This is a genomic window from Pricia antarctica (assembly GCF_900101815.1).
Classification (GTDB): domain Bacteria; phylum Bacteroidota; class Bacteroidia; order Flavobacteriales; family Flavobacteriaceae; genus Pricia; species Pricia antarctica.
On record NZ_FNAO01000006.1, the window covers coordinates 352,796 to 378,111 of the forward strand.

The 25,316-nt window shown below is 42.8% G+C and carries 26 protein-coding genes; 15 read left to right on the forward strand and 11 right to left on the reverse strand.

Translation table 11 applies throughout. From position 1 onward, the window contains the following. Positions 1-35: 35 nt before the first annotated feature. Positions 36-620: a non-canonical purine NTP diphosphatase gene (locus BLT07_RS13520; RefSeq protein ID WP_091869625.1), complete on the reverse strand. Its 585-nt coding sequence runs from the start codon at positions 618-620 to the stop codon at positions 36-38. A gap of 26 nt (positions 621-646) precedes the next feature. Here BLT07_RS13520 and BLT07_RS13525 point away from each other — a divergent pair, with 26 nt between their 5' ends. The 4 genes from BLT07_RS13525 (at position 647) to serA (ending at position 4,826) form a co-directional block, all read left to right on the forward strand. Next, positions 647-1,099, forward strand: coding sequence for a methyltransferase family protein (locus tag BLT07_RS13525; protein ID WP_091869628.1), 453 nt, complete (start codon positions 647-649; stop codon positions 1,097-1,099). Positions 1,100-1,430: 331 nt separating this feature from the next. Beyond that, entirely contained in the window at positions 1,431-2,045 is a 615-nt protein-coding gene (locus BLT07_RS13530) for a sigma factor-like helix-turn-helix DNA-binding protein (protein ID WP_091869631.1), read from the forward strand. Then, the gene (locus BLT07_RS13535; RefSeq protein ID WP_091869635.1) at positions 2,039-2,734 is read left to right on the forward strand and encodes a DUF3307 domain-containing protein; all 696 of its coding nucleotides are present in this window, start codon (positions 2,039-2,041) and stop codon (positions 2,732-2,734) included. Before BLT07_RS13530 ends, BLT07_RS13535 begins: the two co-directional genes overlap by 7 nt. 199 nt (positions 2,735-2,933) lie before the next feature. Next, the gene (serA, locus tag BLT07_RS13540) at positions 2,934-4,826 is read left to right on the forward strand and encodes a phosphoglycerate dehydrogenase (RefSeq protein WP_091869926.1); all 1,893 of its coding nucleotides are present in this window, start codon (positions 2,934-2,936) and stop codon (positions 4,824-4,826) included. 29 nt (positions 4,827-4,855) lie between these two features. On the opposite strand, the gene rlmH is transcribed toward serA, so the two are convergent. Next, a complete protein-coding gene (gene rlmH / locus BLT07_RS13545; RefSeq protein WP_091869637.1) occupies positions 4,856-5,329 on the reverse strand; it encodes a 23S rRNA (pseudouridine(1915)-N(3))-methyltransferase RlmH in 474 nt (157 codons plus the stop codon). Between the two features lie 205 nt (positions 5,330-5,534). Here rlmH and nadC point away from each other — a divergent pair, with 205 nt between their 5' ends. The 4 genes from nadC to priA are packed head-to-tail and all read left to right on the forward strand — an operon-like array spanning position 5,535 to position 10,268. Beyond that, positions 5,535-6,392 carry a carboxylating nicotinate-nucleotide diphosphorylase gene (gene nadC / locus BLT07_RS13550; RefSeq protein WP_091869640.1) on the forward strand — a complete coding sequence of 286 codons (858 nt, stop codon included), beginning with the start codon at positions 5,535-5,537 and terminating at the stop codon, positions 6,390-6,392. Then, positions 6,393-7,373: a YihY/virulence factor BrkB family protein gene (locus tag BLT07_RS13555; protein ID WP_091869643.1), complete on the forward strand. Its 981-nt coding sequence runs from the start codon at positions 6,393-6,395 to the stop codon at positions 7,371-7,373. Further along, entirely contained in the window at positions 7,360-7,800 is a 441-nt protein-coding gene (locus BLT07_RS13560) for a DUF2147 domain-containing protein (protein ID WP_091869646.1), read from the forward strand. Before BLT07_RS13555 ends, BLT07_RS13560 begins: the two co-directional genes overlap by 14 nt. Positions 7,801-7,811: 11 nt before the next feature. Continuing rightward, the gene (priA, locus tag BLT07_RS13565) at positions 7,812-10,268 is read left to right on the forward strand and encodes a replication restart helicase PriA (RefSeq protein WP_091869649.1); all 2,457 of its coding nucleotides are present in this window, start codon (positions 7,812-7,814) and stop codon (positions 10,266-10,268) included. A 136-nt stretch (positions 10,269-10,404) separates the two neighbouring features. Here the strand turns inward: priA and BLT07_RS13570 are convergent, their stop codons facing one another. Further along, positions 10,405-11,097, reverse strand: coding sequence for a LytR/AlgR family response regulator transcription factor (locus BLT07_RS13570; RefSeq protein WP_091869652.1), 693 nt, complete (start codon positions 11,095-11,097; stop codon positions 10,405-10,407). A 234-nt stretch (positions 11,098-11,331) separates the two neighbouring features. On the opposite strand from BLT07_RS13570, the gene rpsF reads away from it, so the two are divergent. The 6 genes from rpsF (at position 11,332) to hisS (ending at position 14,678) form a co-directional block, all read left to right on the forward strand. Then, the gene (gene rpsF / locus BLT07_RS13575) at positions 11,332-11,670 is read left to right on the forward strand and encodes a 30S ribosomal protein S6 (protein WP_091869655.1); all 339 of its coding nucleotides are present in this window, start codon (positions 11,332-11,334) and stop codon (positions 11,668-11,670) included. Positions 11,671-11,674: 4 nt separating this feature from the next. Further along, positions 11,675-11,971 carry a 30S ribosomal protein S18 gene (gene rpsR, locus BLT07_RS13580; protein ID WP_091869657.1) on the forward strand — a complete coding sequence of 99 codons (297 nt, stop codon included), beginning with the start codon at positions 11,675-11,677 and terminating at the stop codon, positions 11,969-11,971. An 11-nt stretch (positions 11,972-11,982) separates the two neighbouring features. Continuing rightward, the gene (rplI, locus tag BLT07_RS13585; protein WP_091869659.1) at positions 11,983-12,435 is read left to right on the forward strand and encodes a 50S ribosomal protein L9; all 453 of its coding nucleotides are present in this window, start codon (positions 11,983-11,985) and stop codon (positions 12,433-12,435) included. A gap of 69 nt (positions 12,436-12,504) precedes the next feature. Then, the gene (locus tag BLT07_RS13590) at positions 12,505-12,987 is read left to right on the forward strand and encodes a DUF6495 family protein (protein WP_091869662.1); all 483 of its coding nucleotides are present in this window, start codon (positions 12,505-12,507) and stop codon (positions 12,985-12,987) included. Between the two features lie 7 nt (positions 12,988-12,994). Continuing rightward, positions 12,995-13,141, forward strand: coding sequence for a hypothetical protein (locus tag BLT07_RS21040; RefSeq protein WP_175455331.1), 147 nt, complete (start codon positions 12,995-12,997; stop codon positions 13,139-13,141). 151 nt (positions 13,142-13,292) lie between these two features. After that, entirely contained in the window at positions 13,293-14,678 is a 1,386-nt protein-coding gene (gene hisS / locus BLT07_RS13595) for a histidine--tRNA ligase (protein WP_091869665.1), read from the forward strand. A 232-nt stretch (positions 14,679-14,910) separates the two neighbouring features. On the opposite strand, the gene BLT07_RS13600 is transcribed toward hisS, so the two are convergent. Then, a complete protein-coding gene (locus BLT07_RS13600; RefSeq protein ID WP_091869668.1) occupies positions 14,911-15,459 on the reverse strand; it encodes an NUDIX hydrolase in 549 nt (182 codons plus the stop codon). Between the two features lie 101 nt (positions 15,460-15,560). Further along, on the reverse strand, positions 15,561-16,652 hold the full coding sequence (locus BLT07_RS13605) for a M42 family metallopeptidase (protein ID WP_091869671.1): 1,092 nt from the start codon (positions 16,650-16,652) through the stop codon (positions 15,561-15,563). Between the two features lie 148 nt (positions 16,653-16,800). Here BLT07_RS13605 and BLT07_RS13610 point away from each other — a divergent pair, with 148 nt between their 5' ends. Beyond that, complete coding sequence (locus tag BLT07_RS13610) at positions 16,801-17,484, forward strand: DUF4294 domain-containing protein (protein WP_091869674.1); 684 nt, start codon at positions 16,801-16,803, stop codon at positions 17,482-17,484. A gap of 10 nt (positions 17,485-17,494) precedes the next feature. Here the strand turns inward: BLT07_RS13610 and BLT07_RS13615 are convergent, their stop codons facing one another. The 6 genes from BLT07_RS13615 to trmD form a co-directional block, all read right to left on the reverse strand. Further along, positions 17,495-17,737, reverse strand: coding sequence for a DUF6095 family protein (locus BLT07_RS13615; RefSeq protein WP_091869678.1), 243 nt, complete (start codon positions 17,735-17,737; stop codon positions 17,495-17,497). 142 nt (positions 17,738-17,879) lie between these two features. Further along, entirely contained in the window at positions 17,880-18,719 is an 840-nt protein-coding gene (locus BLT07_RS13620; protein ID WP_091869681.1) for a DUF4249 family protein, read from the reverse strand. Between the two features lie 4 nt (positions 18,720-18,723). Further along, the gene (locus BLT07_RS13625) at positions 18,724-21,114 is read right to left on the reverse strand and encodes a TonB-dependent receptor (protein WP_245726551.1); all 2,391 of its coding nucleotides are present in this window, start codon (positions 21,112-21,114) and stop codon (positions 18,724-18,726) included. Positions 21,115-21,154: 40 nt separating this feature from the next. Continuing rightward, positions 21,155-23,374, reverse strand: coding sequence for an NADP-dependent isocitrate dehydrogenase (locus BLT07_RS13630; protein WP_091869932.1), 2,220 nt, complete (start codon positions 23,372-23,374; stop codon positions 21,155-21,157). 782 nt (positions 23,375-24,156) lie between these two features. Beyond that, the gene (gene rplS, locus BLT07_RS13635) at positions 24,157-24,507 is read right to left on the reverse strand and encodes a 50S ribosomal protein L19 (protein ID WP_091869684.1); all 351 of its coding nucleotides are present in this window, start codon (positions 24,505-24,507) and stop codon (positions 24,157-24,159) included. 117 nt (positions 24,508-24,624) lie between these two features. Next, positions 24,625-25,299, reverse strand: coding sequence for a tRNA (guanosine(37)-N1)-methyltransferase TrmD (gene trmD, locus BLT07_RS13640; RefSeq protein WP_091869687.1), 675 nt, complete (start codon positions 25,297-25,299; stop codon positions 24,625-24,627). Positions 25,300-25,316 lie beyond the last annotated feature (17 nt).

The window sequence follows — 25,316 nt, forward strand, 5'->3', positions numbered from 1 at the left end:
GGCGGCGTTAAAAATGGCGGCAAAGGTACGTTTATTTATTGGGATATGCTATTTTCCAAGAAGCATAGCAGTTGATGTATGGCTTTTCCCCGGTGGCCGATTTTGTTTTTTGTTGCTACGGAAAGTTCCGCAAAGGTTTTTTCGTAGCCCGAAGGCCTGAAGATAGGGTCGTAGCCGAAACCGCCGCTTCCTCTTTTTTCGTTTATGATTTCACCTTCTACCGAGCCTGTGAAGGTATGGCGTTCTTGGTTAAGGTTGAGGGCGATTACAGTCGTAAATCTTGCTTTTCTGTCGTTTTTACCTTGTAGTGCTGCTAGTAGTTTATCCATATTGTCCTCCGAGCTTTTTTGGTCTCCGGCATATCGAGCAGAAAGCACGCCTGGCATACCATGAAGGGCGTCTACTAGAAGTCCCGTATCATCGGCAAAACAGGATAAGTCAAAATTATCGGTCACGTAATCTGCTTTTATTCTGGCGTTCTGCTCCAATGTTTTTCCTGTTTCGGGGATTTCTACCGTACATCCGATATCGGCCAGAGCCACCAGGTCTATATGCGCAGGTATCAGTTTTTTGACTTCAGCGAATTTGTTTTGATTGTGTGTTGCGAAGACGAGTTTCATTCTTGTAAAAATAGTAAATTTAGCGCATGAAGCTAAAAATTCCCCCGGGCGTTGTTTTTTTGAGTTTCGGTTTGTTGATGTACCTACTCGCCGAATTTCTTCCTGTCGGATATTTTGATTTTTTTGGACGCCATCATCTTATGATTGTCTTGGCCATTTCCGCTATACTAATTGCAGGAGTGGCACTTTTCCAGTTTTACGCTGCAAATACCACGATAGATCCTACACAACCCGGTAAAACAAAAAAATTGGTAACCAATGGAATCTATGCCTATACCCGAAACCCGATGTATCTTGCAATGCTGTTACTGTTGCTAGCGTGGGGCGTTTGGCTGGGCAATGCGTTCAATACCCTTTTGGCCGCAGGTTTTGTTGCCTATATGAACCGATTTCAAATCGAACCCGAAGAGCAGGCGTTAACGAAAATTTTCAATAAAGACTACAAACAATATGGTCTATTGGTCCGAAGATGGTTTTGATAGTAGAACATGTTTAAAGACCCTGCTTTCTCAAACAGCATTTTGAGAACCTTGGCGTCAAACTAAATAGGTTCCGTATCTCGATATGAACCTATTTATAGCTATGGCCAAAAGCTCAATCCACTGATCTTGAGTTTGCTTTTAGACGTGCTTTAATTAAATAGCTGGATTTATGGAAATTTGTCGTACACCCATAGAAACTTTTGGAATAGTTTCCCACGATAAGCATTTTAACTTATATTGCATATTATTAGCTTTTTAGCTTATATAATGAAATATTAGCTAATTCGATTATATATTCATATATTAGCGTTTTGACTTATAATTTGATATGATAGCGATTATAACGGGCGATATTATTAATTCCGAAAACTATGAGGTTTCCGAGTGGCTCGGCATATTAAAAAAGTACTTGTCCAATTTTGGTGAATCGCCCACCGACTGGGATGTATACCGGGGCGACGAGTTTCAATTAAAAATACCCCGCGAAGACGTACTTGGTGTGGCAATACACATCAAAGCTTTGTTAAAGACCATAAAAGGGCTAGATGTACGCATGGGTATCGGCTTGGGCACCGAAACCTTTACAGGTTCAGGGGTCAGTGAATCCAACGGGCCTGCGTACCAACGTTCCGGTAGAACTTTCGAATCGTTGAAAGAAGATAAATTGAACCTTACCATCGCAACGGGCAGCGGTTTCTACGACGATACCCTGAACCTAATGCTCAAATTGGCCCTCGACTTCATGGATGATTGGAGCCCCGTTTCCGCAGAAATCGTGGTTATGGCCTTTGAACATCCAAAAGCTTCGCAAGCCGATTTGGCCAAACGGTTGGGCATCCAGCAATCGGCCGTGAGCCAACGCCAAAAAAGGGCGCGTTTAGACCTGGTCTTTGAATTACTTGATTATTACGATAAAATTTTAAAAGATCTGAACCCATGCTGATTTTCACGAAACTTCTACTGGCGCATTTAATTGGGGATTTCCTAGTACAGCCAAAACGCTGGATCGTTCACAAGGAAGCAAACAAGGTCAGATCTAAATATCTATATATACATGTATTGCTACATTTTGTGCTGACCATGATGCTTTTGTGGGATTTGAAGTACTGGAAACTGGTCTTGATCATTGCCGTTTCCCATTTCATTATCGATTTGGCCAAGCTATACACCACGCCTTTGTTCAGACTGAGGAGCATCCCTTTTTTCATTGATCAGGTCTTACATTTGGCTGTTTTGTATGCCGTTGCATACTACGGGAATCTGGTAGGGCATACGATTGCCCTGTTCGAAAAACTGGATTGGCCATTGGTCACCGCCATTGTCTTTGTCACCTTTCCCGCAGCAATCATCATGGGAAAATTGTTGGAAGCTATGGGCGAAAAGATTGAACTGGACCATAAATCCCTTCCCAATGCGGGAAAATATATCGGTATCATCGAACGCCTTTTTGTTCTGATGTTCATTATTTTAGGACGTTGGGAGGCTATCGGATTATTGATAGGTGCCAAATCCGTTTTTCGTTTCAATGATTTGAAGGAAAGCAATAATCGGAAGCTCACGGAGTATATCTTGATCGGCACGCTTATGAGTTTCGGTCTTGCCATTGTGACCGGTATTATATACAGAGGCTAAAAAATTTCCGCTTAAAAAGCGATTATCGATTCGTATCCGTTTCGATAAATCCCTATCAAATTACTATGGATTAGTGATAGGAATAACATTTAATGCCAATCCCGGAAATCGGAAAAAATTTATCTTTACATTTGTCTCCTTAATTTTAAAATTAAATGCCGATTCCAGTCGTTATACAGGATTTGGTTGCAATAGATATATGGTAAATACAGGTAGAAAGTACGTATTTGATTTCGATAGCACTTTGACCAGGGTAGAGGCCTTGGATGTTTTGGCGGAAATGACCCTGGCGGGAAATTCCAACCGCGATGAAATCATCAACAAAATCCAGGAAATCACCAATTTGGGTATCGATGGGGATATTTCTTTTACGGAATCCTTGGAAAGGCGGATTAAATTATTAAACGCACATAAAAATGATCTTGAGCCATTGGTGGAAGAATTAAGGCAGAAAATTTCTAAATCCATCGAAGCGAACAAAGAGTTCTTTGAAAAATTCTCCGATGATATCTATGTGATTTCCTGCGGATTCAAGGAGTTTATCGATCCAATAGTGAAAGAATACAATATTCCGTCGGATAGGGTATACGCCAACACCTTTGAATTCGATGAAGACGGAAAGATAATCGGGTTCGACGAAGATAACGTACTCGCTTCCCATAATGGTAAAATCGAGTGCCTAAAGCGCTTGGACCTAGATGGTGAGGTTCAGGTCATTGGCGATGGATACAGCGATTATGTGATGCGAGAGGCCGGAATCGCCCACAAATTCTTTGCCTATACCGAAAACGTACACCGCGAAAAAGCAGCCAATAAAGCCGATTATATAACTCCGAATATGGATGAATTTTTATTTGTGAACGATTTACCTAGAAATATTTCTTATCCCAAAAACCGCATTAAAATATTGTTGTTGGAAAATGTACATCCTAACGCTTTCGATAATCTTTCGGGGGATGGATTTTCCGTAGAACTTTTAAAACATAGCATTCCCGAAGACGAACTTATTGAAAAGATCAAAGGAGTACACGTACTGGGTATTCGATCGAAGACCCAAGTTACCCAAAAAGTGCTCGATGCCGCCAATAAATTATTGGTGGTCGGAGCTTTTTGTATCGGTACTACCCAGATCGATCTTGAACATGCCAAAAAGAAGGGGGTAGTCGTTTTCAATGCCCCCTATAGTAATACGCGATCGGTGGTCGAACTGGCCATAGGCGAAATTATTATGCTAATGCGCAGTATATTTCCCAGAAGTACTGAAATACACGGCGGATCTTGGCAAAAGACGGCTACTGGATCACGGGAAGTTCGGGGAAAGAACCTCGGTATCGTGGGCTATGGAAATATCGGAAAACAATTGTCCATTTTGGCGGAAGCCTTGGGCATGCGGGTTTATTATTATGACATAGAGGATAGTCTGGCCTTGGGCAACGCAAAAAAATGCGCAACCCTTGAAGATCTATTGAACGTTTCCGATGTGGTCACCCTGCATATCGACGACAATCCGGCAAACAAGAATTTTATCGGCGAACGCGAAATCAAGCAGATGCGGGACGGAGCCCTTTTGGTCAATCTCTCCCGAGGTTTTGTAGTGGATATCGAAGCCTTGGCGAAGGCCCTGAAAAGTGGAAAACTGGGGGGTTCCGCCATTGACGTATATCCTGAAGAACCTGCGAGCAATGGTGAGTTCAAGACTGAATTGCAAGGCCTTGACAATGTAATTCTTACACCACATATCGGGGGAAGTACCGAAGAGGCCCAACGAGATATAGCCGATTTTGTTCCCAATAAAATAATGGACTATATTAATTCAGGTAATACGGTCGATGCCGTAAACTTTCCCAATATTCGTTTGCCTAAATTGAGTAAGGCACACCGCTTTTTGCATATCCATAAAAACATGCCTGGAATAATGGCTAAGATCAACGCAGTTTTAGCTGAGTATGAGCTGAACATTTCGGGACAGTATCTATCTACCGACAGCGAAGTAGGCTACGTAATCACGGATTTGGACAAAGAATATAACAAAGATGTTATCAAGGCCTTGAAAAAAGTGGAGAATACGATCAAGTTTCGGGTGCTGTACTAATTTTTGTCGTTTGCGTTTGCTTTTGGACTTCACCCATGATGATATGGCTCGTTCTTCAAGATCGTAAACGCCCTATATACCTGCTCGACAACAAATAAACGCACCATCTGATGGGAAAATGTCATTTTTGACAGGCTGATTTTGCCATGTGCCTTGTTGTAAATGGCATCACTGAAACCATAAGGGCCTCCAATGACAAACACCAATTGCTTAATGCCTGAATTCATCTTCTTTTGAAGATATTTCGAAAAATGGATTGAGGAAAAATGTTTTCCGTTTTCGTCAAGAAGCACGAGGATATCGGTCGGCCCCAATTTTTTTAAAATTAATTCGCCCTCTTTATCTTTTTGTTGTACTTCCGAAAGGTTTTTTGCGTTCTTGATATCTGCAATGGTCTCGAGCTTAAACCGAACGTAATGCTTCAAGCGGTTCTCATATTCTGAAATAAGCTGTTGAAGTGGTTTACTGTCCGTTTTGCCAATGGCGAGTAATTTGATGGTCATGTGGCAAATGTAATTTGCAAATTCCAAATCTCAAGCAACAAATTCCAAAATGTATGCAATCCTACCTTCAAGCGCACGACTGGCTTCGTAAAAGTACATCTATCACTATCGCATTTTCTATCTGTGAATTCTATGTGTAACTCTGGCTAATACCATAGAACCTAATAACAATTTACTACTTTAGCACAAACCCATAATCGCACACATGATTACCGAAGCACAATTTCAAAAAGAAATCGATCGTATCATAGAAAACGCTATTCGCGAAGATGTGGGCGATGGTGACCATAGTTCATTGGCCTGTATACCCAAATCGGCCAAGGGAAAGGCCAAATTGCTGGTCAAGGAAGACGGTATAATTGCAGGTATCGATTTTGCTATGCAGGTCTTTGCGCGGATAGATGGAAATTTGGAACTTGAAATTGGTATTACGGATGGTTCACCGGTAAAATACGGGGATATCGCCTTTTATGTTTCCGGCAGTTCAAGGAGCATTTTGAAAGCAGAGCGCATCGTATTGAACGCCATGCAGCGCATGAGTGCCATTGCTACCAAAACCAACGCCTTTGTAAAGTTATTGGATGGTACCCGTACCCAAATTCTCGATACCCGTAAAACCACACCGGGCATACGTGCCATCGAGAAGTGGGCGGTCAAAATCGGTGGCGGCGAGAACCATAGATTCGCATTGTACGATATGATTATGCTAAAGGATAACCATATCGATTTTGCAGGCGGCATCACAAAGGCCATCCAGAAAACAAAACAGTATCTCGAAGATACTGGCCGCAATCTAAAAATCATCGTTGAGGCCCGAAATTTGCATGAAATCAAAGAAATTCTAGAATTCGAAGACGTGTATCGCATTCTTATCGATAATTTTAATTATGAGGATACCCGAAAGGCGGTAGAAATGATCGGTAATACCTGCCTGACAGAATCCTCAGGTGGTATTGACGAAACGACAATCAGAAAATATGCGGAATGCGGTGTGGACTATATCTCTTCTGGTGCCCTGACCCATTCCGTTTATAATTTGGATTTGAGCCTTAAAGCGGTATAAATGTCTCAAGAAGTAGAGGAAAAATTAGATAAAATTCCCGGTGTCAAAGTTTTGGTGCGCTTCTTAAAGGGGATAAAGCTATCCGCTTTTGAAGGTCTCTCACTTTTCGATCTTCTGGAAATTTACGTTTTCGGTATTTTAAAAGGCACCTTGTCCACCCGCGCCAGTTCGATTGCCTTCAGCTTGTTCCTGGCCCTTTTTCCTTTACTGATTTTTTTACTGACTTTGGTCCCGTTCGTAATTCCCTATGTAAGCGTCGGAACCGAGGATTTTGATTTTCAGTTTCTCTTGTTTTTGGAATCGTTCTTACCCTCTGCTACCAGCGATTATTTCCATGAGATCTACCAACAGATAAAAGACCAGAAGCAAGGCGGCCTGCTATCATCCGCATTTTTTATATCTATATTTTTAATGGCCAATGGGGTAAACGCCATTTTTGGAGGATTTGAAAATTCGTACCATGTCGAACTGACACGTAATTTTTTCAGGCAATACCTCTACGCGCTCATGGTTGGTATCATTCTTTCTGTTCTACTGATTGTCGGCGCAATCGTTTTTGTATATTTTGAATTTTATATTTTGGACTATCTGAGCGTTTGGGCATCGAAGACGAGGGGTTACGATCTTACCGATGGCGATATTATCGCGGCACAGGTCGGTAAGATACTTTTCTTTATCATACTGTCGTATTTTACTACTGCCATCTTGTATTATTTTGGAACAGCTGAAGGTAAAAAAGCTCGGTTTTTCTCTTTGGGAGCCTTAATGACCACTTTACTTTTTATGTTAACTTCCTATCTCTTTGGTGTATATGTGGATAAATTTGCGCGGTACAACGAATTGTACGGTGCCTTGGGGGGATTATTGATTTTAATGGTCTATATCTGGATAAATTCCAATATATTGTTGCTCGGCTTTGAGTTGAACGCCACCTTGAATTCCCTTCGGAAAACCTATAAAAAACAGGATGATATTGAATAAATTAGTCATTATATGCTTTTTGATACTAGCCGTGCCTACGCTGCAGGCACAATCCGTTTTCGGAAAGTGGAAGACCATTGACGACCGTACCGGGAAGCCGAAGGCCATTATCGATATTTATAAAGATGATGCGGGCTTGATGGATGGTAAGGTCATCGAAATAGTTGAAGAGGGAAAAGAAAATTTTATCTGCGAAAAATGTGAAGGTGACCGCAGAGACAAACCCGTTTTGGGCATGACCATTATAGAAGATGCCGAACATAAAGGTGAGGGCATTTACAAGGGCGATACCTTATTCGACCCGCAACAGGCCATGACCTTTCGCTGTAAGATTTGGCTAAACCCCGAAAACCCCAACGAGCTCATGGTTAGAGGCTATTTTGCCTTTATTTATCGTACGCAGACGTGGAAGCGTGTTGGAGGGTGACGAAAAAAGCCATGGAATACTTCATCAACGTCATCTTACCGATTCCCTTAGAAAAATTGTTCACATACAGTGTTTCAAAGTCGGAAGCGGAGTTTTTAAGACCCGGAATGCGGATAGGGGTCCCCTTCGGGAAGTCCAAAATTTATACGGCCTTGGTGTATTCGGTCCATAACAAGCCACCCGTAGTATACGAGGCCAAAGAAATCCATCGGATTTTAGATGAACATCCCATCGTAAATCTTTATCAGCTTGAACATTGGCAGTGGATCGCGGACTACTATATGTGTTCATTGGGGGAAGTTTTCCGATCGGCCGTGCCTAGTGCATTTTTACTGGAAAGTGAGACCCTGATCCTGCGCAACGATAGGGTAGAGGTCCTTGAAAGCGATTTGGAGGATGATGAATTTTTGGTCTATGAGGCCCTACAACATCAGTCCACCCTTAAGGTTCATGAAGTAAATTCCATCGTCGATAAAAAGAATATTCTGCCCATTCTCAATCGGTTGCTGGAAAAGAAAGTCATCCTTTTAAAGGAGGAAATGTACGAGCAGTATAAGCCGAAATTGGTGCGCTACGTCAAGTTGGATACGAAATATCTATCCGAAGAAAAATTGGAAGCTTTGTTGGAATCCTTGAGCCGCGCCCCAAAACAAAGTCAGGTCGTACTGTCCCTTTTTCAGTTGCAAGCGGTCAAAAAAAAACCCATAAAGGTTTCGGAGCTCGAGGAAACCAGCGGAGGTTCAAAGGCGGTCATCAAATCTTTGGTGGACAAGGAAATTCTAGAGGAATATTTCATCCGAACCGATCGGGTAAAGTATGAGGGTGAAGAAGAGAATTTCGCCCTTAAGGAGCTAAACCAATATCAGCAGCAGGCTTTCAAGGATATATCCCGAGGTTTTGAGGATAAAAAAACGGTATTGTTGCACGGCGTCACCTCTTCGGGAAAGACCGAGGTGTATGTGAAATTGATCGAGGAATGCATCCGGTTGGGCAAGCAGGCGCTTTATCTTTTGCCGGAAATTGCGTTAACAACCCAGTTGATTTCCCGTTTGCAAGATTATTTCGGAGAGAAGGTATCCGTTTATCATTCCAAATACAACATACAGGAAAGAGTAGAGGTATGGAACAATGTTTTGGCCAAAAAACCAAAGGCACAGATAGTTATCGGGGCAAGGTCCGCCCTGTTTTTACCCTATTCCGATTTGGGTTTGATCATCGTCGACGAGGAGCACGAGGGGTCTTTCAAACAGTTCGACCCTGCTCCGCGTTATCACGCCCGCGATGCCGCTATTGTACTGGCAAACCTGCACCAAAGCAATATTATACTGGGTTCGGCCACGCCCAGCATTGAAAGTTTTTTTAATGCACAAACGGGCAAATACGGCTATGCCCAAATAAAACGCCGCTATGGCAACGTACTCATGCCAGAGATAGAACTCTTGGATCTTAAGGAGCACACCCGAAAAAAACGGATGAAAGGCCATTTTTCGAAACGTTTGCTTGAGGAAATAAAAGAAACGTTGGATGCTGGCGAACAGGTCATCCTGTTTCAAAACCGCCGCGGATACGCGCCTATCGTGGAATGTACGACATGCGGCCATTCGCCCCAATGCTCCAATTGCGATGTGAGCCTTACCTTTCATCAGTACAAAAAACAGTTGCGCTGCCATTATTGTGGTTATCATATGGCACTGCCGGAAAGTTGCCAAGCCTGCGGAAGCCTTTCGTTGGATACTAAGGGCTTCGGTACCGAGCAAGTTGAAAAAGAACTGGAAACCTTATTTCCCGACGCCAAGACCTGGCGTATGGATCTCGATACCACCCGAGGCAAGCACGGCTATGAAAAAATAATTACCGCCTTTGAACAGCAAGAGATGGATATTCTCGTCGGAACCCAAATGCTTACCAAGGGCCTCGATTTCAGAAATGTTAGCTTAGTAGGTATTATGAATGCGGATTCCCTCTTGAACTTTCCTGACTATCGGGCGCACGAGCGCTGCTTTCAATTGTTGACACAAGTAGCAGGCAGGGCAGGGCGGACAAAGAAACAGGGCAGGGTGCTCATCCAAAGTTACAATCCTTACCATCAAATCTTAAAACAGGTCTCGACAAACGACTACGAAGGTATGTTTAAAGAGCAATTGTACGAACGGGAGCAGTACAACTATCCCCCTCAAAACCGTATTATCCGCATTACATTTAAGCATAAGGAATACAACCGATTAAATGAGGCGGCCGAATGGTTCGCCCAAGCACTGCGAAATGCATTAGGCATTAATGTGTTGGGGCCCGAATACCCACCGGTCGCTCGAATACGTAATCAATTCTTAAAGAATGTGATGGTCAAGATTCCCCAAAATCAATCCTTGCCAAAAACCAAGACGGTGATCAAGCGAATCGAAAAATCGTTCAACTCGGTATCCCAGTATCGAAGTGTGCGGGTAATTTATAATGTGGATCATATTTAAGATTAAGCAAATAGCCTAATTTGTCATCCCGAGCGCGCGCTTGAATGACATATCGGGCTGGCAGTCGAGGGGTAATCAAAAAAAAACCGCCATTTCCTTCAGGAAACAGCGGTCTATACTTAAAGAAGTAGAAGTGCTAGACGTTGCTCAATGCTTCGGCCAACTCGGTCTTCTTGTTCCTGCTTAAAGGAATAGACCGTCCACTTACTTCGACGTTTTTACTATTGAACTTTTCGATTTTCTCCAAGTTCACGATATACGATTTGTGAATACGAAGAAATTTATCTTCGGGTAATTGCTGTTCGAAAGACTTCATCGTCGATAAGATAACGATATTGGCCTCGTCCGTTACTAATTTGATGTAATCGCCAAGCGCTTCGATCCATTTGATATCGTTAAGGATGACCTTGCGCTTTTTCAGGTTGCTCTTGACGAAAATATGCTCCTCGTCTTCTTGTACCTGATGCATTTGCTCGAATTTCGAAATAGCTCTTTTGACCGAGGCATCGAAGCGGGCCAAAGTAATCGGCTTGTGCAAATAATCGGTTACGTCATAATCAAATGCCTTGAGCGCATAATCGGGTTTACCGGTGATTAATATTACCTGTGGACTGTTTTCTAGCGATTCGAGTAGGTCGAATCCGTTAATGATAGGCATTTCAACGTCGAGAAAAATAAGATCGATCTCATGATTTTTAATACCGTTTTTGGCCTCGATCGCATTGCTGTATTCCGCAACCATAGCAAGGTGCGGATGACTGTTCACCAACTTTGCAACGGCCATACGTTGCATAGACGAATCGTCTACGATAATACTTCTTAGTTTCATAAATAGGGCGATTTGTGGGGTTAAATCATCGACAAAATACTAAAAAAAACTCCTTCAACTACAAAATAATGTATTGCCGGTCGTGTTTTCTTTATAATTGACAATGAACATAGGTTAAGATTTGGGTAAAGTTCGATTTTTAGGATTATACTCCTATAGAACGAAGAAATTCCAGTTTTCTTGTAATGTGTCTCAATTATTCTTACTTTTGCGCACTTAAAAAATATATATTATATGAACCATTACGAAACTGTTTTCATTTTGAATCCCGTGCTTTCTGATGAACAGATAGCGGAAACAGTTAAGAAATTCGAGGATTTCTTAATTAAGAATGGCGCCAAAATGGTCACCAAAGAAAATTGGGGACTTAAAAAATTGGCCTATGCCATACAGCACAAAAAAAGTGGTTTTTACCACTTGTTCGAATTTACCGCCCCCGGCGAAGTTGTTTCTCCATATGAGCAAGAACTGAAAAGGGAAGAGCGTGTTATGCGCTTTTTAACGGTACGATTGGATAAGCACGCCATCGCGTGGGCAGAGGAAAGAAGAACTAGGTTAAAAACCAAAGCGTAAAAGTATGGCAACACTACAACAACAGGCGAAAGGGAAAAAGGATGGCGAAATCCGCTATTTGACCCCATTGAACATTGAGACCAATACGAAAAAGAAGTATTGCCGTTTCAAGAAAAACGGTATTAAATATATCGACTATAAGAATCCCGATTTTCTTATGATGCTGGTAAACGAACAGGGCAAACTTTTGCCCAGGAGGCTTACCGGAACATCATTGAAATATCAGCGCAAAGTGGCTCAGGCCATTAAAAGGTGCCGTCACATCGCACTCATGCCGTACGTAGGGGACTTACTAAAATAATCAAAGCAAAGATGGAACTTATACTAAAAAAAGACGTAGAGCATTTGGGCTTTAAGGATGACCTCGTAGACGTGAAAAACGGATACGGTAGAAATTATTTGATCCCACGTGGCATGGCCACAATGGCGACTCCTTCGGCCAAAAAGGTATTGGAGGAGAATTTGCGCCAAAGTGCCCATAAGGAGAAAAAAGTCGTTGATTCGGCCAATAAAACTGCTGAAGCACTTAAAACACTGGATATTAAGATACCCGCAAAAGTAGGTGCCGCCGACAAATTGTTCGGTTCGGTTACTGCTTCAGATCTTTCCAATGTATTGGCCAAAGATGGTCATGAAATCGATAAGAAATTTATCAGTATTAAAGGGGGAGCTATTAAAAGAGCCGGGCCTTACACCGCCGATATCCGATTGCACCGAGAGGTCATCGTCGAGTTCAATTTCGAGGTGGTTTCTGATCAGAAGTAACCCCTATTAAGTTAAATAAGATAAGCCTTCCCGTAATTCCAGGAGGGCTTTTTTGTGAACGTTTATGAAATGAAATACAGAAGGCTCACGCAACAACAGTTGGAAGAATTGAAACCGGAGTTCATCAACTTTCTGGCTACACAGTCCATTACTGGTGAAGAATGGAAAACGTTAAAGGCGGAAAAACCCGCCGTTGCCGAGGATGAAATCGATGTTTTTAGCGATTTGATCTGGGAAGGGGTACTTGGTAAAGTAGCCTATCTCGAAAATATTTCGGCCATGAACATGCATCTATTTCATTGTGAGGAAAAGGAAATGAAACTGCTGTCGGTTAAAATAATGAATCCTGATATCGATCTGACCACCACAATAGGCTTCGATTGGTTTAAGAAAAACTGGCAATCAGATTTTGTGGAATACCTGACCGCCTCAAAGGCGTATTCCGAAGAACCTAACCTCGATAAGTTTAAGTTAATCGACCAGGGTGCGGTGATTACGAAAGGGGAATTGTATCAGTGGTTTGAGAACGTGATCGGTCCCTCGGCCAAATAGTTTCTAAATGAATTTGGGTTTCCAATGCCGCTTTGCTGAAAAAATTGAGAGTTTAATGCTTGCGATGGTAGATTCAAAGCTCAAAGCTCACAGTTCAAAGCTCAAAGCGGATTCTGATTTGAAAGTTGCATTAAACTTTGAAAGTGAAATTTAGAGCCCAAGTTATTTGTTCTTCCTTCTTAGACTGTGGGAAAACAACGCTATCCATTATTATTTGAAGGTCGTAAACTGTTATCTTCGTGCATGAAAAAAATTAGTGGTCCCAGAGAGTAATCGAAGGGATATTTGTACATCAAATTATTTAAATGGCACAAAAACCAAGTATACCTAAAGGCACTCGCGATTTTACGCCCGCAGAAGTAGCAAAGCGCAACTACATATTCGATGTTACAAAAAGACATTTCGAAACCTTCGGTTTTCAGCCTATTGAAACCCCTTCTTTTGAAAATTCCGAAACTTTGATGGGCAAGTATGGCGATGAGGGGGACCGTTTGATTTTTAAGATTTTGAATTCGGGAGATTACCTAAATAAGGTGGATGATGCCACCTATACAACTAAGAATAGCACCTCTTTAACTTCAAAAATTTCCGAAAAAGCCCTCCGCTACGATTTGACCGTACCCTTCGCCCGCTACGTCGTCATGCACCACAACGAAATCGACTTCCCCTTTAAGCGCTATCAGATCCAACCCGTATGGCGTGCCGACCGCCCCCAAAAAGGCCGATTCCGGGAGTTTTACCAGTGCGACGCCGATGTCGTAGGTGCAGATTCTTTACTCCAGGAAGTAGAATTCATACAACTATATGACGCCGTTTTTACCGATCTAGGACTAGATGGAGTCGACATCAAAATCAACAACCGTAAAATTTTAGCAGGTATTGCCGAAGTAATCGGAGCCAAAGATTTGCTGATCGACTTTACGGTCGCATTGGATAAATTGGACAAAATCGGAGCGGAAGGCGTAAAAAAGGAAATGGTCACCAAAGGTATTTCAGCGGATTCCATCGCTGAAGTCGAACCACTTTTCTCATTATCCGGAAGCAATTCCGCAAAAGTATCCACTTTAAAGGAACTGTTGTCCGATAGCGAGGAAGGAAGCAAGGGCGTTGAAGAGCTGGCCTATATCTTTGAAACCGTAGCGGCATTGGGACTTCAATCCGCAAAACTTTCCATAGACGTTACCTTGGCCCGGGGACTGAATTACTATACCGGTGCGATTTTAGAGGTAGCCGCTCCCAAAAACGTAGATATGGGTTCCATCGGTGGTGGTGGCCGCTACGATGACCTTACGGGAATCTTTGGCCTTAAAGATGTCAGTGGTGTTGGTATATCCTTTGGATTGGATCGGATCTATTTGGTTTTGGAGGAATTGGGATTGTTTCCTGACACTTTGGACCAAAGTTTACAAGTACTATGTTTAAATTTTGGGGTAAAAGAAGCAATGGCCGCTCTCAAACTGACGACTTCCCTACGAAAATCAGGAATTAAGGCAGATTTGTATCCATCGGATGCTAAAATCCAAAAACAGTTTAAGTACGCCAATAACCGTAATGTTCCCTATGTAATCTTAATCGGTGAAAAGGAATTGAAGGGGAATTCGTTTGTGGTAAAGCATATGGACAGCGGGGACCAAAAGTCCTATGACCTTAAAAACCCCGATGATTTTATTCAACAATTGAAAAACGGGTAAGCTATATCGGTTATAAAGCGGGGGCTGGTGGAAGACTCTAAGGCTTTTCCCCCCTGTTTACCAATAAAATTCAGGAGTTTTCTCGTGCCCGCTTATAATCTCTATTGGGTATAATTCCCTAAGCCTTGCCTCATGAAATGAAAAATAGGTCCCGAAAACTGCCTTGGGGGGCTTGCCCCGATGATTTTTAACTAAAATTCGACGATTCCAAAAACCTTACTTCTGAAAACCTTTACAATCGTTCCTTTACCGCCTTTATAATCGTTTTGTAATACTCCGCCCCATGCGGTACATATTTGCCGAGATTGGCTAATCCCCAAGTTTCTTCAGAAAAGCGGATAAGGGGAATCAATTTCAATTCCGCTACCTCGCTAACCTGTTTTATCAATGCGCTCAAGGGTAGATTCAACTTGCCTAAAAATACATGGTGAAATTCGCAGTCTAACAAATTTTCAGTGTGTTTATGAATCGCTTTGAAAATGCCTATTTCCTGTAAATCGGCGTTGATAATTTCAAGTCCAATTTCTTCTTTTACCTCCCGAACTGCAGCATCTTCAATTTGTTCTCCAGCGCCCACGTGCCCCGCTACGGATACATCCCAGAGTAGGGGATGTGCGTCCTTGTTCTTTGCCCTCTGTTGAATTAAAACGCTCCCATCCGAAGTAAAAAACCAAATGTGCACGGTAGCGTGAAACCAGCCATTTTCGTGTGCTTCCGATTTTAGACCGGTTCTACCGGTAAATTTACCTTCGGAATCGAGAATATCTACAAGTTCATCCATTGAAAAAAAAATTAACTCAAAAGCCTCTCCTCAATTTTGAGGGGAGGTGCCGTAGGCGGATGGTTTGGTCAAGGTTCGTTGGAATTCTACCTATTATACCGCTAATCCTCAAAATAACTAAAAGTCTCCCCATCCTTGATATTCAGCAAGGTTTCATAGATCAATCGGATTACGTTCTCCACATCGTCTCGATGAATGGTTTCGACCGTGGTGTGCATATAGCGTAAAGGCAATGAAATCAAGGCAGATGCTACGCCTCCATTACTGTAGGCAAAGGCGTCGGTATCGGTTCCAGTAGCTCTGGATGCCGCCATGCGTTGAAAGGGTATCTTGTTTTTCTCTGCCGTTTCAAGTATCCGCTCGCGTAGTTTATTCTGTACCGCGGGGGCATAGGAGATGACAGGTCCCGCACCGATTTCGGTATGGCCCTGTGTTTTCTTTTCGATCATTGGGGTGGTCGTATCATGACATACATCGGTGATAATCGCCACATTGGGTTTGATCCGCTGCGTAATCATTTCCGCACCGCGTAGACCGATTTCTTCTTGTACCGAATTGGTGATATACAATCCGAAAGGGAGTTTCTTTTTGTTTTCATGAAGCAAGCGCGCTACCTCGGCGACCATAAATCCTCCTGCCCGGTTGTCAATGGCCCGGCACACGAATTTATCCTTGTTCAAGACTTGAAATTCATCGGGGTAGGTGATAACGCAGCCGACATGCACGCCCAATTTCTCTACCTCTTTTTTATCCTTGGCACCGATATCGATAAAAATATTGTCCAGTTTAGGTGCTTCTTCCTTTGATTTATCCCTTGTATGAATTGCAGGCCACCCGAAGACCCCTTTCACCATTCCATTCTTGGTATGGACGTTCACCCACTTTGAAGGCGCTATCTGATGGTCGCTGCCCCCGTTTCGAATGACGTAGATCAATCCGTTATCGGTAATGTAATTAACGTACCATGAAATTTCATCGGAATGCCCTTCGATGACCACTTTGTATTTCGCTTCTGGATTGATGACACCGACCGCTGTACCGTAAGTGTCTGTAATAAAAGTGTCTACATAAGGTTTTAAGTAGTTCATCCAGAGTTTCTGCCCTTCCCATTCATATCCGGTCGGGGAAGGATTATTCAGGTATTTTTCGAAAAAATCCAGTGATTTTTTGTTCAGTATATTTTTTTTGGCCATTTGTTTTTCTTATTTCCCACAAACTTAGAGTATGTTTAAGAGCATGCAAAATGTTAAAGCTAATATTCACTTTAAATTAAGAGGAATTCGATAATAAGAGCGTTTATTTATCGTTAATTTTGGCAGGACTTTTGTTCCAACAACCCCAATGAAAAAGTTTTATAGTACTTTACTTTTTTTGATTCTCGGCTGGTCGGGCTATGCCCAAGTCGAGGAACAACCTATCGATTCCACCACCGAAAACATGATTATTATCGAGGGGGATTCCATTTTTCGCAGTTCCATCGATCTTGACGAGGTCTATCTTTTCGGAAACCTCAAATTTGACTCCTATAAAGATAAGCTGCGGTATTACATTCTTCGCAGAAAGACTCTAAAGGTCTACCCTTACGCCAAATTAGCGGCGGAACGGCTGGTCGAATTGAACGATAGCATAACTAAAATCAAGAAAAGAAGACATCAGAAGCGTTACACCAAGGAAGTCCAAAAGTTTATTGAGGATGAATTTTCAGCGGAACTCAAGAAATTGACGCGTACCGAGGGCCAGATTCTCGTCAAGCTTATTTATCGGCAAACGGGTACCACCGCTTTTGATCTGGTCAAGGAATTGCGTAGCGGGTGGCGCGCTTTTTGGTATAATACGACCGCCAGCATATTTAGCATTAGCCTTAAAGAGCAATTTCATCCCGAGCGTATTCATGAAGACTACCAGATCGAAGACATTCTACAACGCGCTTTTGCAGCCTACCGATTAGAACGGCAGGAATCCGTTTTAGACTACGATTACGCCCAACTTACCGACAAGTGGGGATCTACGGGTGCGAAGCAATAGGCCGAACGAGCTACCGATTACTGCTTTTCTCTTTCTTTCCAAATAAAGAATCAAGAATAACTTTAATGCCGTAAAATCCCATGGCTATTGCCGATACGCCGAGTATCAATCCTACGATAAGCACAGGCCAATACCAAGCATGTTCTTCATTTTTGAACGCCTGATAGATGACGACCGGTGCCGAGAACATGAGCGCAATGGTGTATGCGATGTACTTTAATCCTTTTACCAGCAGGTCTTTATCCGTTTTCATTACTTATTTTTAGACCGCTTATAGCGGTACTATGAGGGTTCTGTTAATTTCGGATAAATTTATGGCTTCTTTGGATGCCACAGGAGTGATTGTCATCCGTCATCGCGAAATCCTAATTCGGACGCTACACGGTCCACTTAGATTATTCTATTACAATCGACTTACTAAACGTCTGGCAAACTGCAAAATAGCCTAGTCCAAAATTGTTACGATTTTCAATATCGTCGCTGCTCGTTACATTCGTAATATTGCCCCGAACGGTTGCCGAGGGGGTCTGAAACGGGCCTTGATCACCGCCTGCCTGTACTATTAATTGGTTCATGTAATTGTAAAAAGTTTCATCAACACCAAGAAGGTCTATTTTGATTTCCATTCCCGGGTTAACATCCTCATCGTAGAAATAGGAAAATTCGAAAGTCTGTCCTTGATAGAATCCGTCATCGGTAACTAAATATTCATTAAAATCGAAATCAAAGAGATAAAAATCATCTCGGGTTGGGTTGTCGGTAAAAGCGACCAGTATTTCGGTCTCGTCACCCGTAAACAGTTCTCCTTCGCCCTGTACTAAACTGTCGATAGGTACAGCGGGTACGTATTTGGTTATCGCTAGATAGCGGGTGTCACCGTGAATGATTGAAAGTTCCAAGGTTCCGTCGGTGAAAAACGACGTGTTTTTTGTGGCCTCATAACGACCGGCCCCAGTTTTGGTCAGTGCTATAAAATTTTCATCTGAAGGTCCCGTGGGTATATAATCGCGGTTCAAAATGCTGATTTCATCCAAATCTGCAGCTTCGGTATCTCCAAAAAAAGAACTGGTAAGATTCACCTTGACGACGACATTGGTAATAGGCTCGCTCTCATCGATACGGATTAGGGCGTCTACTGAAAGTCGTGGCGGTTCGGAAGGTGTGTCGATTTCTACGACATCTTCACATCCGATAAAAAGGAATATCCCTACAAAGAATAGAATATATCGCTTCATGGCCTTAGAATTTGAAATTATAGGTTGCTGCAGGAACAATACCGAAAATCGAAGTACGTACGGCTTCATTAACTCCCGTGTCTTGGTTGCGACTAAAACTGATCGAAGCCGCATTTCGACGGTTGTACAGATTGTAGATACTGAACACCCATTCGCCCTGCCATCTTCTACCGGCGTTCTTTTTTGGGGTAAGGGTCGCCGCAACATCGATACGGTGATAGTCGGGCAGACGCTGTTCGTTGCGCACCCCGTAATAAGGTACGGTAAGATTTTGAAATTCGAATTGACCAATGGGGTAATTGGTAGGCTGTCCGGTCTGATACACAAAGTTGGCATTGAAGGTCCATTTTTTGTTCAGGTCATAACTGCCATACAGCGAAAAGTCATGGGTTTTATCGTAGGGTGTATTGTACCATTCACCGAAATTTATGCCGGGTTCATTTTCTGAGAGTCCATTTTCGGTGGTTGCGATTCTACCGGGTGTTCGCTGTTCGGATTTGGAAAGGGTATAGGCCAACCATCCCTGAAACCGCCCCTCGTTCTTTCGTAACAATAGTTCAAGGCCATAAGCCCTTGCCTTTCCGTTTAATATTACGGTCTCAATCGCGTCGTTGGCAATCAGGTTGGCCCCGTCGATATAATCGATCCGGTTTTTTACATCCTTATAGAAGACCTCAGTTTCCAAGGAATAATCACCATTTTTGAGATCCTTAAAATAGCCCAGGGCATATTGATCTAAAAGCTGGGGTTTGATAAACGGGCCGCTGGGTGTCCAAACATCCAATGGGGTAGGGGAGCTGGTGTTCGACAATAGATGCAGGTATTGCGCCAAGCGGGTATAGCTTGCCTTTACCGAACTATAATCGTTGATGGTATACGCGAGCGCGGCCCTCGGTTCTAAAGTATTGAAAGTGGCCAACCTACCATCCCGACCTGGATTAATAGTTCCTATGGGGTCGGCCTCGGAATATATGGATAAGGAAGAATCATAGGCTACTGGATTATCATTTTCGTATACGTTCAGTTCTTCTTGCCCCAGACGGATAAAGTTGCTCAAACGAAGGCCGTAATTCAGGCTCAGTTTCGGAGTAATTTCATGTTCTACATCGACGTAAGCCGCAAATTCATTGGCATATTTTTGGATGAGTTGCTCTTCCAAAATTCCCGAATCCGCTCGGCTGGGCTCAATTTTACCGGGATTAAACCGATAGTAGATATCATTGACGCCATAGTTTATCTGTAACTTATCGTTGACATAGTGCTTAAGATCGTATTTCAGATTGAAGTTCTGAATGCCGGAATTCCAATCGAAGCCTACGAAATCAAGTTTGAGACCGTAGTAGTAATCCGAATAAATGAGGGATAGGTTGGAGAATAACTTGTCGGAAAAGAGATGGTTCCAGCGAAAATTGCCAACGGCATTGCCATAGGTGTTGACGAAGCTATCGCTGATGCTAAAAACGTCCCTACCGAAATAACCGGAAAGAAAAACACTGTTCCGCTCGTTGATGTTGTAGTTGATTTTCGTATTCAGGTCATAGAAATACGCTTTATTATCTATATTGAAGAGCGGAAGGAACAAATGCGCGTATGATGATCGGCCACCGACCAAGAACGCTGCCTTGTCCTTTACGATGGGGCCTTCTGCCAACAGCCTGCTCGCGACCAGTCCGATACCTCCGTTGACCTCGAATTTTTTACTGTTGCCTTCTTTTTGAAAAATATCCAGCACCGACGAGACCCGACCGCCATAACGTGCGGGAATTCCCCCTTTATACAACTTGATATCTTTGATAGCATCGGGATTGAAGACAGAAAAAAAACCGAACAGATGCGAGGAATTGAAAATGATGGCTTCATCCAATAAAATGAGATTCTGGTCTACCGCACCACCCCGAACATTGAATCCGGATGCGCCTTCTCCGGCATTCGTCACGCCGGGCAATAGCAAGATGGATTTAATAACGTCGGCTTCTCCCAAAATCACGGGAATCTTTTTAATAGTTCCTGCGGATAATGTATTGACGCTCATTTGAGGTTTCCGAATATCCATTTTTTCCACATCCTGGGTAACCACGACCTCATCCAGTGCTTCGGCAGCCTCCTCCATTTTGATGTTGAGCTTTAAATTTTGGGAGAGACCGATGGTCTGCACTACTTCTTTGAAACCTAGATAACTTATTTGCAGCTGATACTCCCCTTCGGGAAGTGTAATGGAATAAAAACCATATTCATTGGTGGTTACCCCGGTTCTTAGTTCTGGGACGGCAACAGTTACGCCAATTAGGGTTTCATTGCTGGCCGCTTCGGAAACGGTGCCGCTGATGGTAAATTTTTGTTGTGGAAAGGCCAGTAGGAAGCTGTTGATAAAAATAAAAAGAAAGATTTGGGTCATTCTATCCATCAACGACAATTTTTTTAGCATCGGGCATCCTCTAAATATTCGCAAGTATCCCATTCAAGGTTTTACTGGGCCGCATGGCTTCCTCCACCATTTTTGAGTCAGGCAAATAATATCCCCCAATTTTTTGTGGACGACCTTGGGCGGCCGCCAACTCCCCGATTATTTTTGATTCGTTTTCCTTCAGGATTTCGAAAACCTCTGAGAACCTAGATTTCAAATCTTTATCTTTATTTTGTTCAGCCAAGGCTTCGGCCCAATAGAATGCCAAATAAAAATGGCTGCCACGGGTATCGAGCTCATTTACCTTGCGAGAAGGTGACCTATCATTGAGGAGAAATTTTTCCGTGGCGGTATCCAAAGCATCCCCAAGAATACGGGCTTTTTCATTGTTGTATTTCTCGCCATAAAAATCCAGCGATACTCCCAAGGCCAAGAATTCCCCTAGGGAATCCCATCGAAGATGTCCTTCTTCCAAGAACTGTTCTACGTGTTTTGGCGCGGAACCGCCAGCACCGGTCTCAAAGAGACCACCGCCGTTCATCAATGGAACGATCGATAACATCTTGGCACTCGTCCCTACTTCCAAAATAGGAAAGAGGTCGGTCAGATAATCACGCAACACGTTTCCGGTTACGGATATGGTATCTTTTCCTTCCTTAATCCGTTCAAGCGTAAATTTTGTAGCTTCTAGAGGTGATAAAATACGGATATCAAGACCTGAGGTATCGTGTTGCGGAAGGTAAGTGTTTACTTTTTTGATCAACTGGGCATCGTGGGCGCGATTTTCGTCCAACCAAAAAACGGTCGGATCTTTTGTGGCCCTTGCACGTGACACGGCCAGCTTTACCCAATCCTGGATCGGAGCGTCTTTCACTTGGCACATACGCCAGATATCGCCCTTTTCAACGGAACGTTCGAACAGCACGGCCTCGGTGTCCAAATCTATTACCTGGACCGAACCGGCAGCGCCGATTTCAAAAGTTTTATCATGTGAGCCATATTCCTCGGCCTTTTGGGCCATAAGCCCGACATTGGGCACCGTACCCATGGTAGTCGGGTCAAAAGCCCCGTGTTTTTTACAGAAAGCAATTGTGGCGGAATAGACATCGGCGTAACTGCTATCGGGTATCACGGCTTTAATATCTTGTGTTTTTCCGAGGGCGTTCCACATTTTTCCGGAATTGCGGATCATGGCGGGCATCGAAGCGTCGATGATTATGTCACTTGGTACATGTAAATTCGTAATGCCCTTATCGGAATTGACCATAGCGAGATCAGGCCCATCGGAGATGGCTTTTTTGATATCGTTTTCGATTTCTTCGCGTTTATCTGAAGATAATTCGTCGAGTTTGCGGTATAGGTTTTCGAGTCCATCATTGGCGCTGACGCCCAGTTTCTTGAAAGTGGACTCGTATTTATCAAAAACGTCCGCAAAAAATACTTCGACCGCATGGCCGAAAATAATTGGGTCGGAAACTTTCATCATGGTGGCCTTCAAGTGCAATGAAAAAAGCACTCCTTTTTCGTTGGCATCCTTCAGCTGTTTCTGAAGGAAGCTCATCAACGCTTTTTTTTCCATCACCGTGGCATCGATAATCTCACCGGCCAACAGTGAAGTTTTTTCCTTTAAAAGAATGGTTTTTCCATCGTTTTGTACCAATTGAATTTTTATATCGGTAGCCTTCTCGATGGTAAGCGATTTTTCATTGGATTTGAAATCACCGTGATTCATAGTCGCGACATGCGTTTTTGAATCGGCGCTCCATTCGCCCATGGAGTGTGGATTTTTCTTAGCATAATTTTTAACCGCACGGGGTGCCCTTCTATCGGAATTACCTTCCCGAAGTACTGGATTTACAGCACTTCCCTTAATTTTATCGTATCTTGATTTTATTTCCTTTTCCTCGTCGTTCGAGGGTTCATCGGTGTAATCGGGCAAAGCGTAACCTTTTTGCTGCAACTCGTTGATTGCTTCTTTTAATTGGGGTACGGATGCGCTGATATTCGGCAATTTAATGATATTGGCTTCGGGCTTTTTGGCGAGTTGCGCTAACTCGACAAGGTCGTCCGAGATTTTCTGATCGTTGTTCAAAAAGTCGGGGAAAGAAGCGATTAACCGCGCTGCAAGCGATATGTCCTTTGTTTCAAGGTCAACATCCGCTGTTTGTGCAAAAGCTTTTACAATCGGCAAAAAGGATTGGGTAGCCAAAGCCGGGGCCTCGTCTGTTTTGGTGTAGAAAATTTTGGACATGAAGGTTTTAATTTTGGAATTCGTCTTGTACTTTAATCCGTAAAACTGCGGGAGTATAAGGGGCATTGCATTTCAATACGTCCTAAAAGAAAAAACTCAAAGGCAGTTCTTGCTTTAAGCGGAGCAAATATACAATTTTATGTGATGTTGGGAAGGGAAAGATAAAAGTCGCATGGCGGTGTAATTTTAATCGCAGTAAAACAAAAAGCCATATCATTGTATAAATACATTGATATGGCTTTTAAGAAGTAGTTAGCGAACTCTCTTCACTGTATAAAAACAGATCGGCAATCCTTGATCGCATTCGCATCACTCATCCTGACGTTTGAAACAGTTTCAGTCCTTGATTTTTACGCCAAACGACCAATTATTGTTTCTTTTCCATTGTTTTAATATGCTTGTTTCTGTGTGTAAAACCAGTGTTTTACAGGTTCGAACAAGTGATACATCCACCTGGTCTTTGTCCAAAAAGCGACAGCCTCTTGGCACCAAGCTCGTTTTTTAATTGGTAGTCATGATATCATTAAGAATCAGTATACCCAACTAAAAACTAAACAATAAATATAAAGAACGTGAACTTTATAATGATTTCAAAATCCGCTTTAGACAAGCATCCTTCCTAATCATACTTTAAAAATAGTGTAAAATAGTTCAGTTACCAAATTATTTACCAAATGTAAAATCAACACTTTATGAACAGAAGTTATGAACAATTGTTCATAAACAAACGACCCGTCAAGATAGATATCCTGACGGGTCGTGTATATGCGCTTAAAATAAGGCTACGAGCGTATTTCTTTAATCCGTGCTTTCTTACCGGTAAGCTCTCGGAAATAGAAAATACGTGCTCTTCGTACTTTTCCTTTTTTATTTACTTCAACCTTTTGCAAAGCGGGCATATTTACGGGAAATATTCTTTCTACCCCGACGGTGCCTGACATTTTGCGAATGGTAAAGGTCTCCGTAGAGCCGCTTCCCCTTCTCTGAATGACTATCCCCTTAAAAAACTGGGTTCGTGTTTTTTCACCTTCTTTAATTTCGTAGTACACCGTAATGGTGTCACCTGCTGAAAATTTCGGAAACTCTTTTTTTGGAACAAACTCGTCTTCTACGAATTGTATCAATGAATCCATGAACTTGATTTATGGTTATATTAAAATCAACGTTCACGATTTTCGTCAGAGGTTGAATTAACAGGATGCAAAAATAAGAGATATATTAGAACCTGCAATGTATTTCTTTTGAATTTTTCATTCCATTAAATCCGGTCGCAATCGTTCCGTTCGCTTCTGGGCTTCATCTTCACGCCACTCCTCGATTTTTTTGAAGTTGCCGCTCAGTAGTATTGCGGGCACTTTCATGCCTTTGTATTCTGAGGGACGCGTATATACGGGCGGGGCGAGAAGATTATCCTGAAACGTGTCGGTCAAGGCGGAGGTCTCATTGTTAAGTACACCGGGAATAAGGCGAATAACGGCGTCGCACACTATGGCAGCCCCAAGTTCACCCCCTGAAAGCACGTAATCGCCTACAGAAATCTCTTTGGTAATATAAGCCTCCCTGACCCGGTGGTCAACACCTTTGTAGTGGCCACAAAGAATAATGACATTTTTTAATAGCGAAAGGCCGTTGGCCATCTTTTGGTTCAGGGTCTCGCCATCAGGCGTCATATAAATGATTTCATCGTAATCCCGCTCCGCTTTCAGAGCGGCGATACACTTGTCGATAGGTTCGATCATCAAGACCATTCCCGCACCGCCGCCGAATTGATAGTCGTCTACTTGGTTGTAGCTTTTGTCAGTATAGTCCCTAAGGTTGTGCATATGTACTTCTACCAATCCTTTTTCGATGGCCCTTTTTAGTATGGAGGCCCCGAATGGACTTTCTAAAAGTTCCGGTAGAACGGTGATGATATCAATGCGCATAAGGGCCTTTGGTAAAC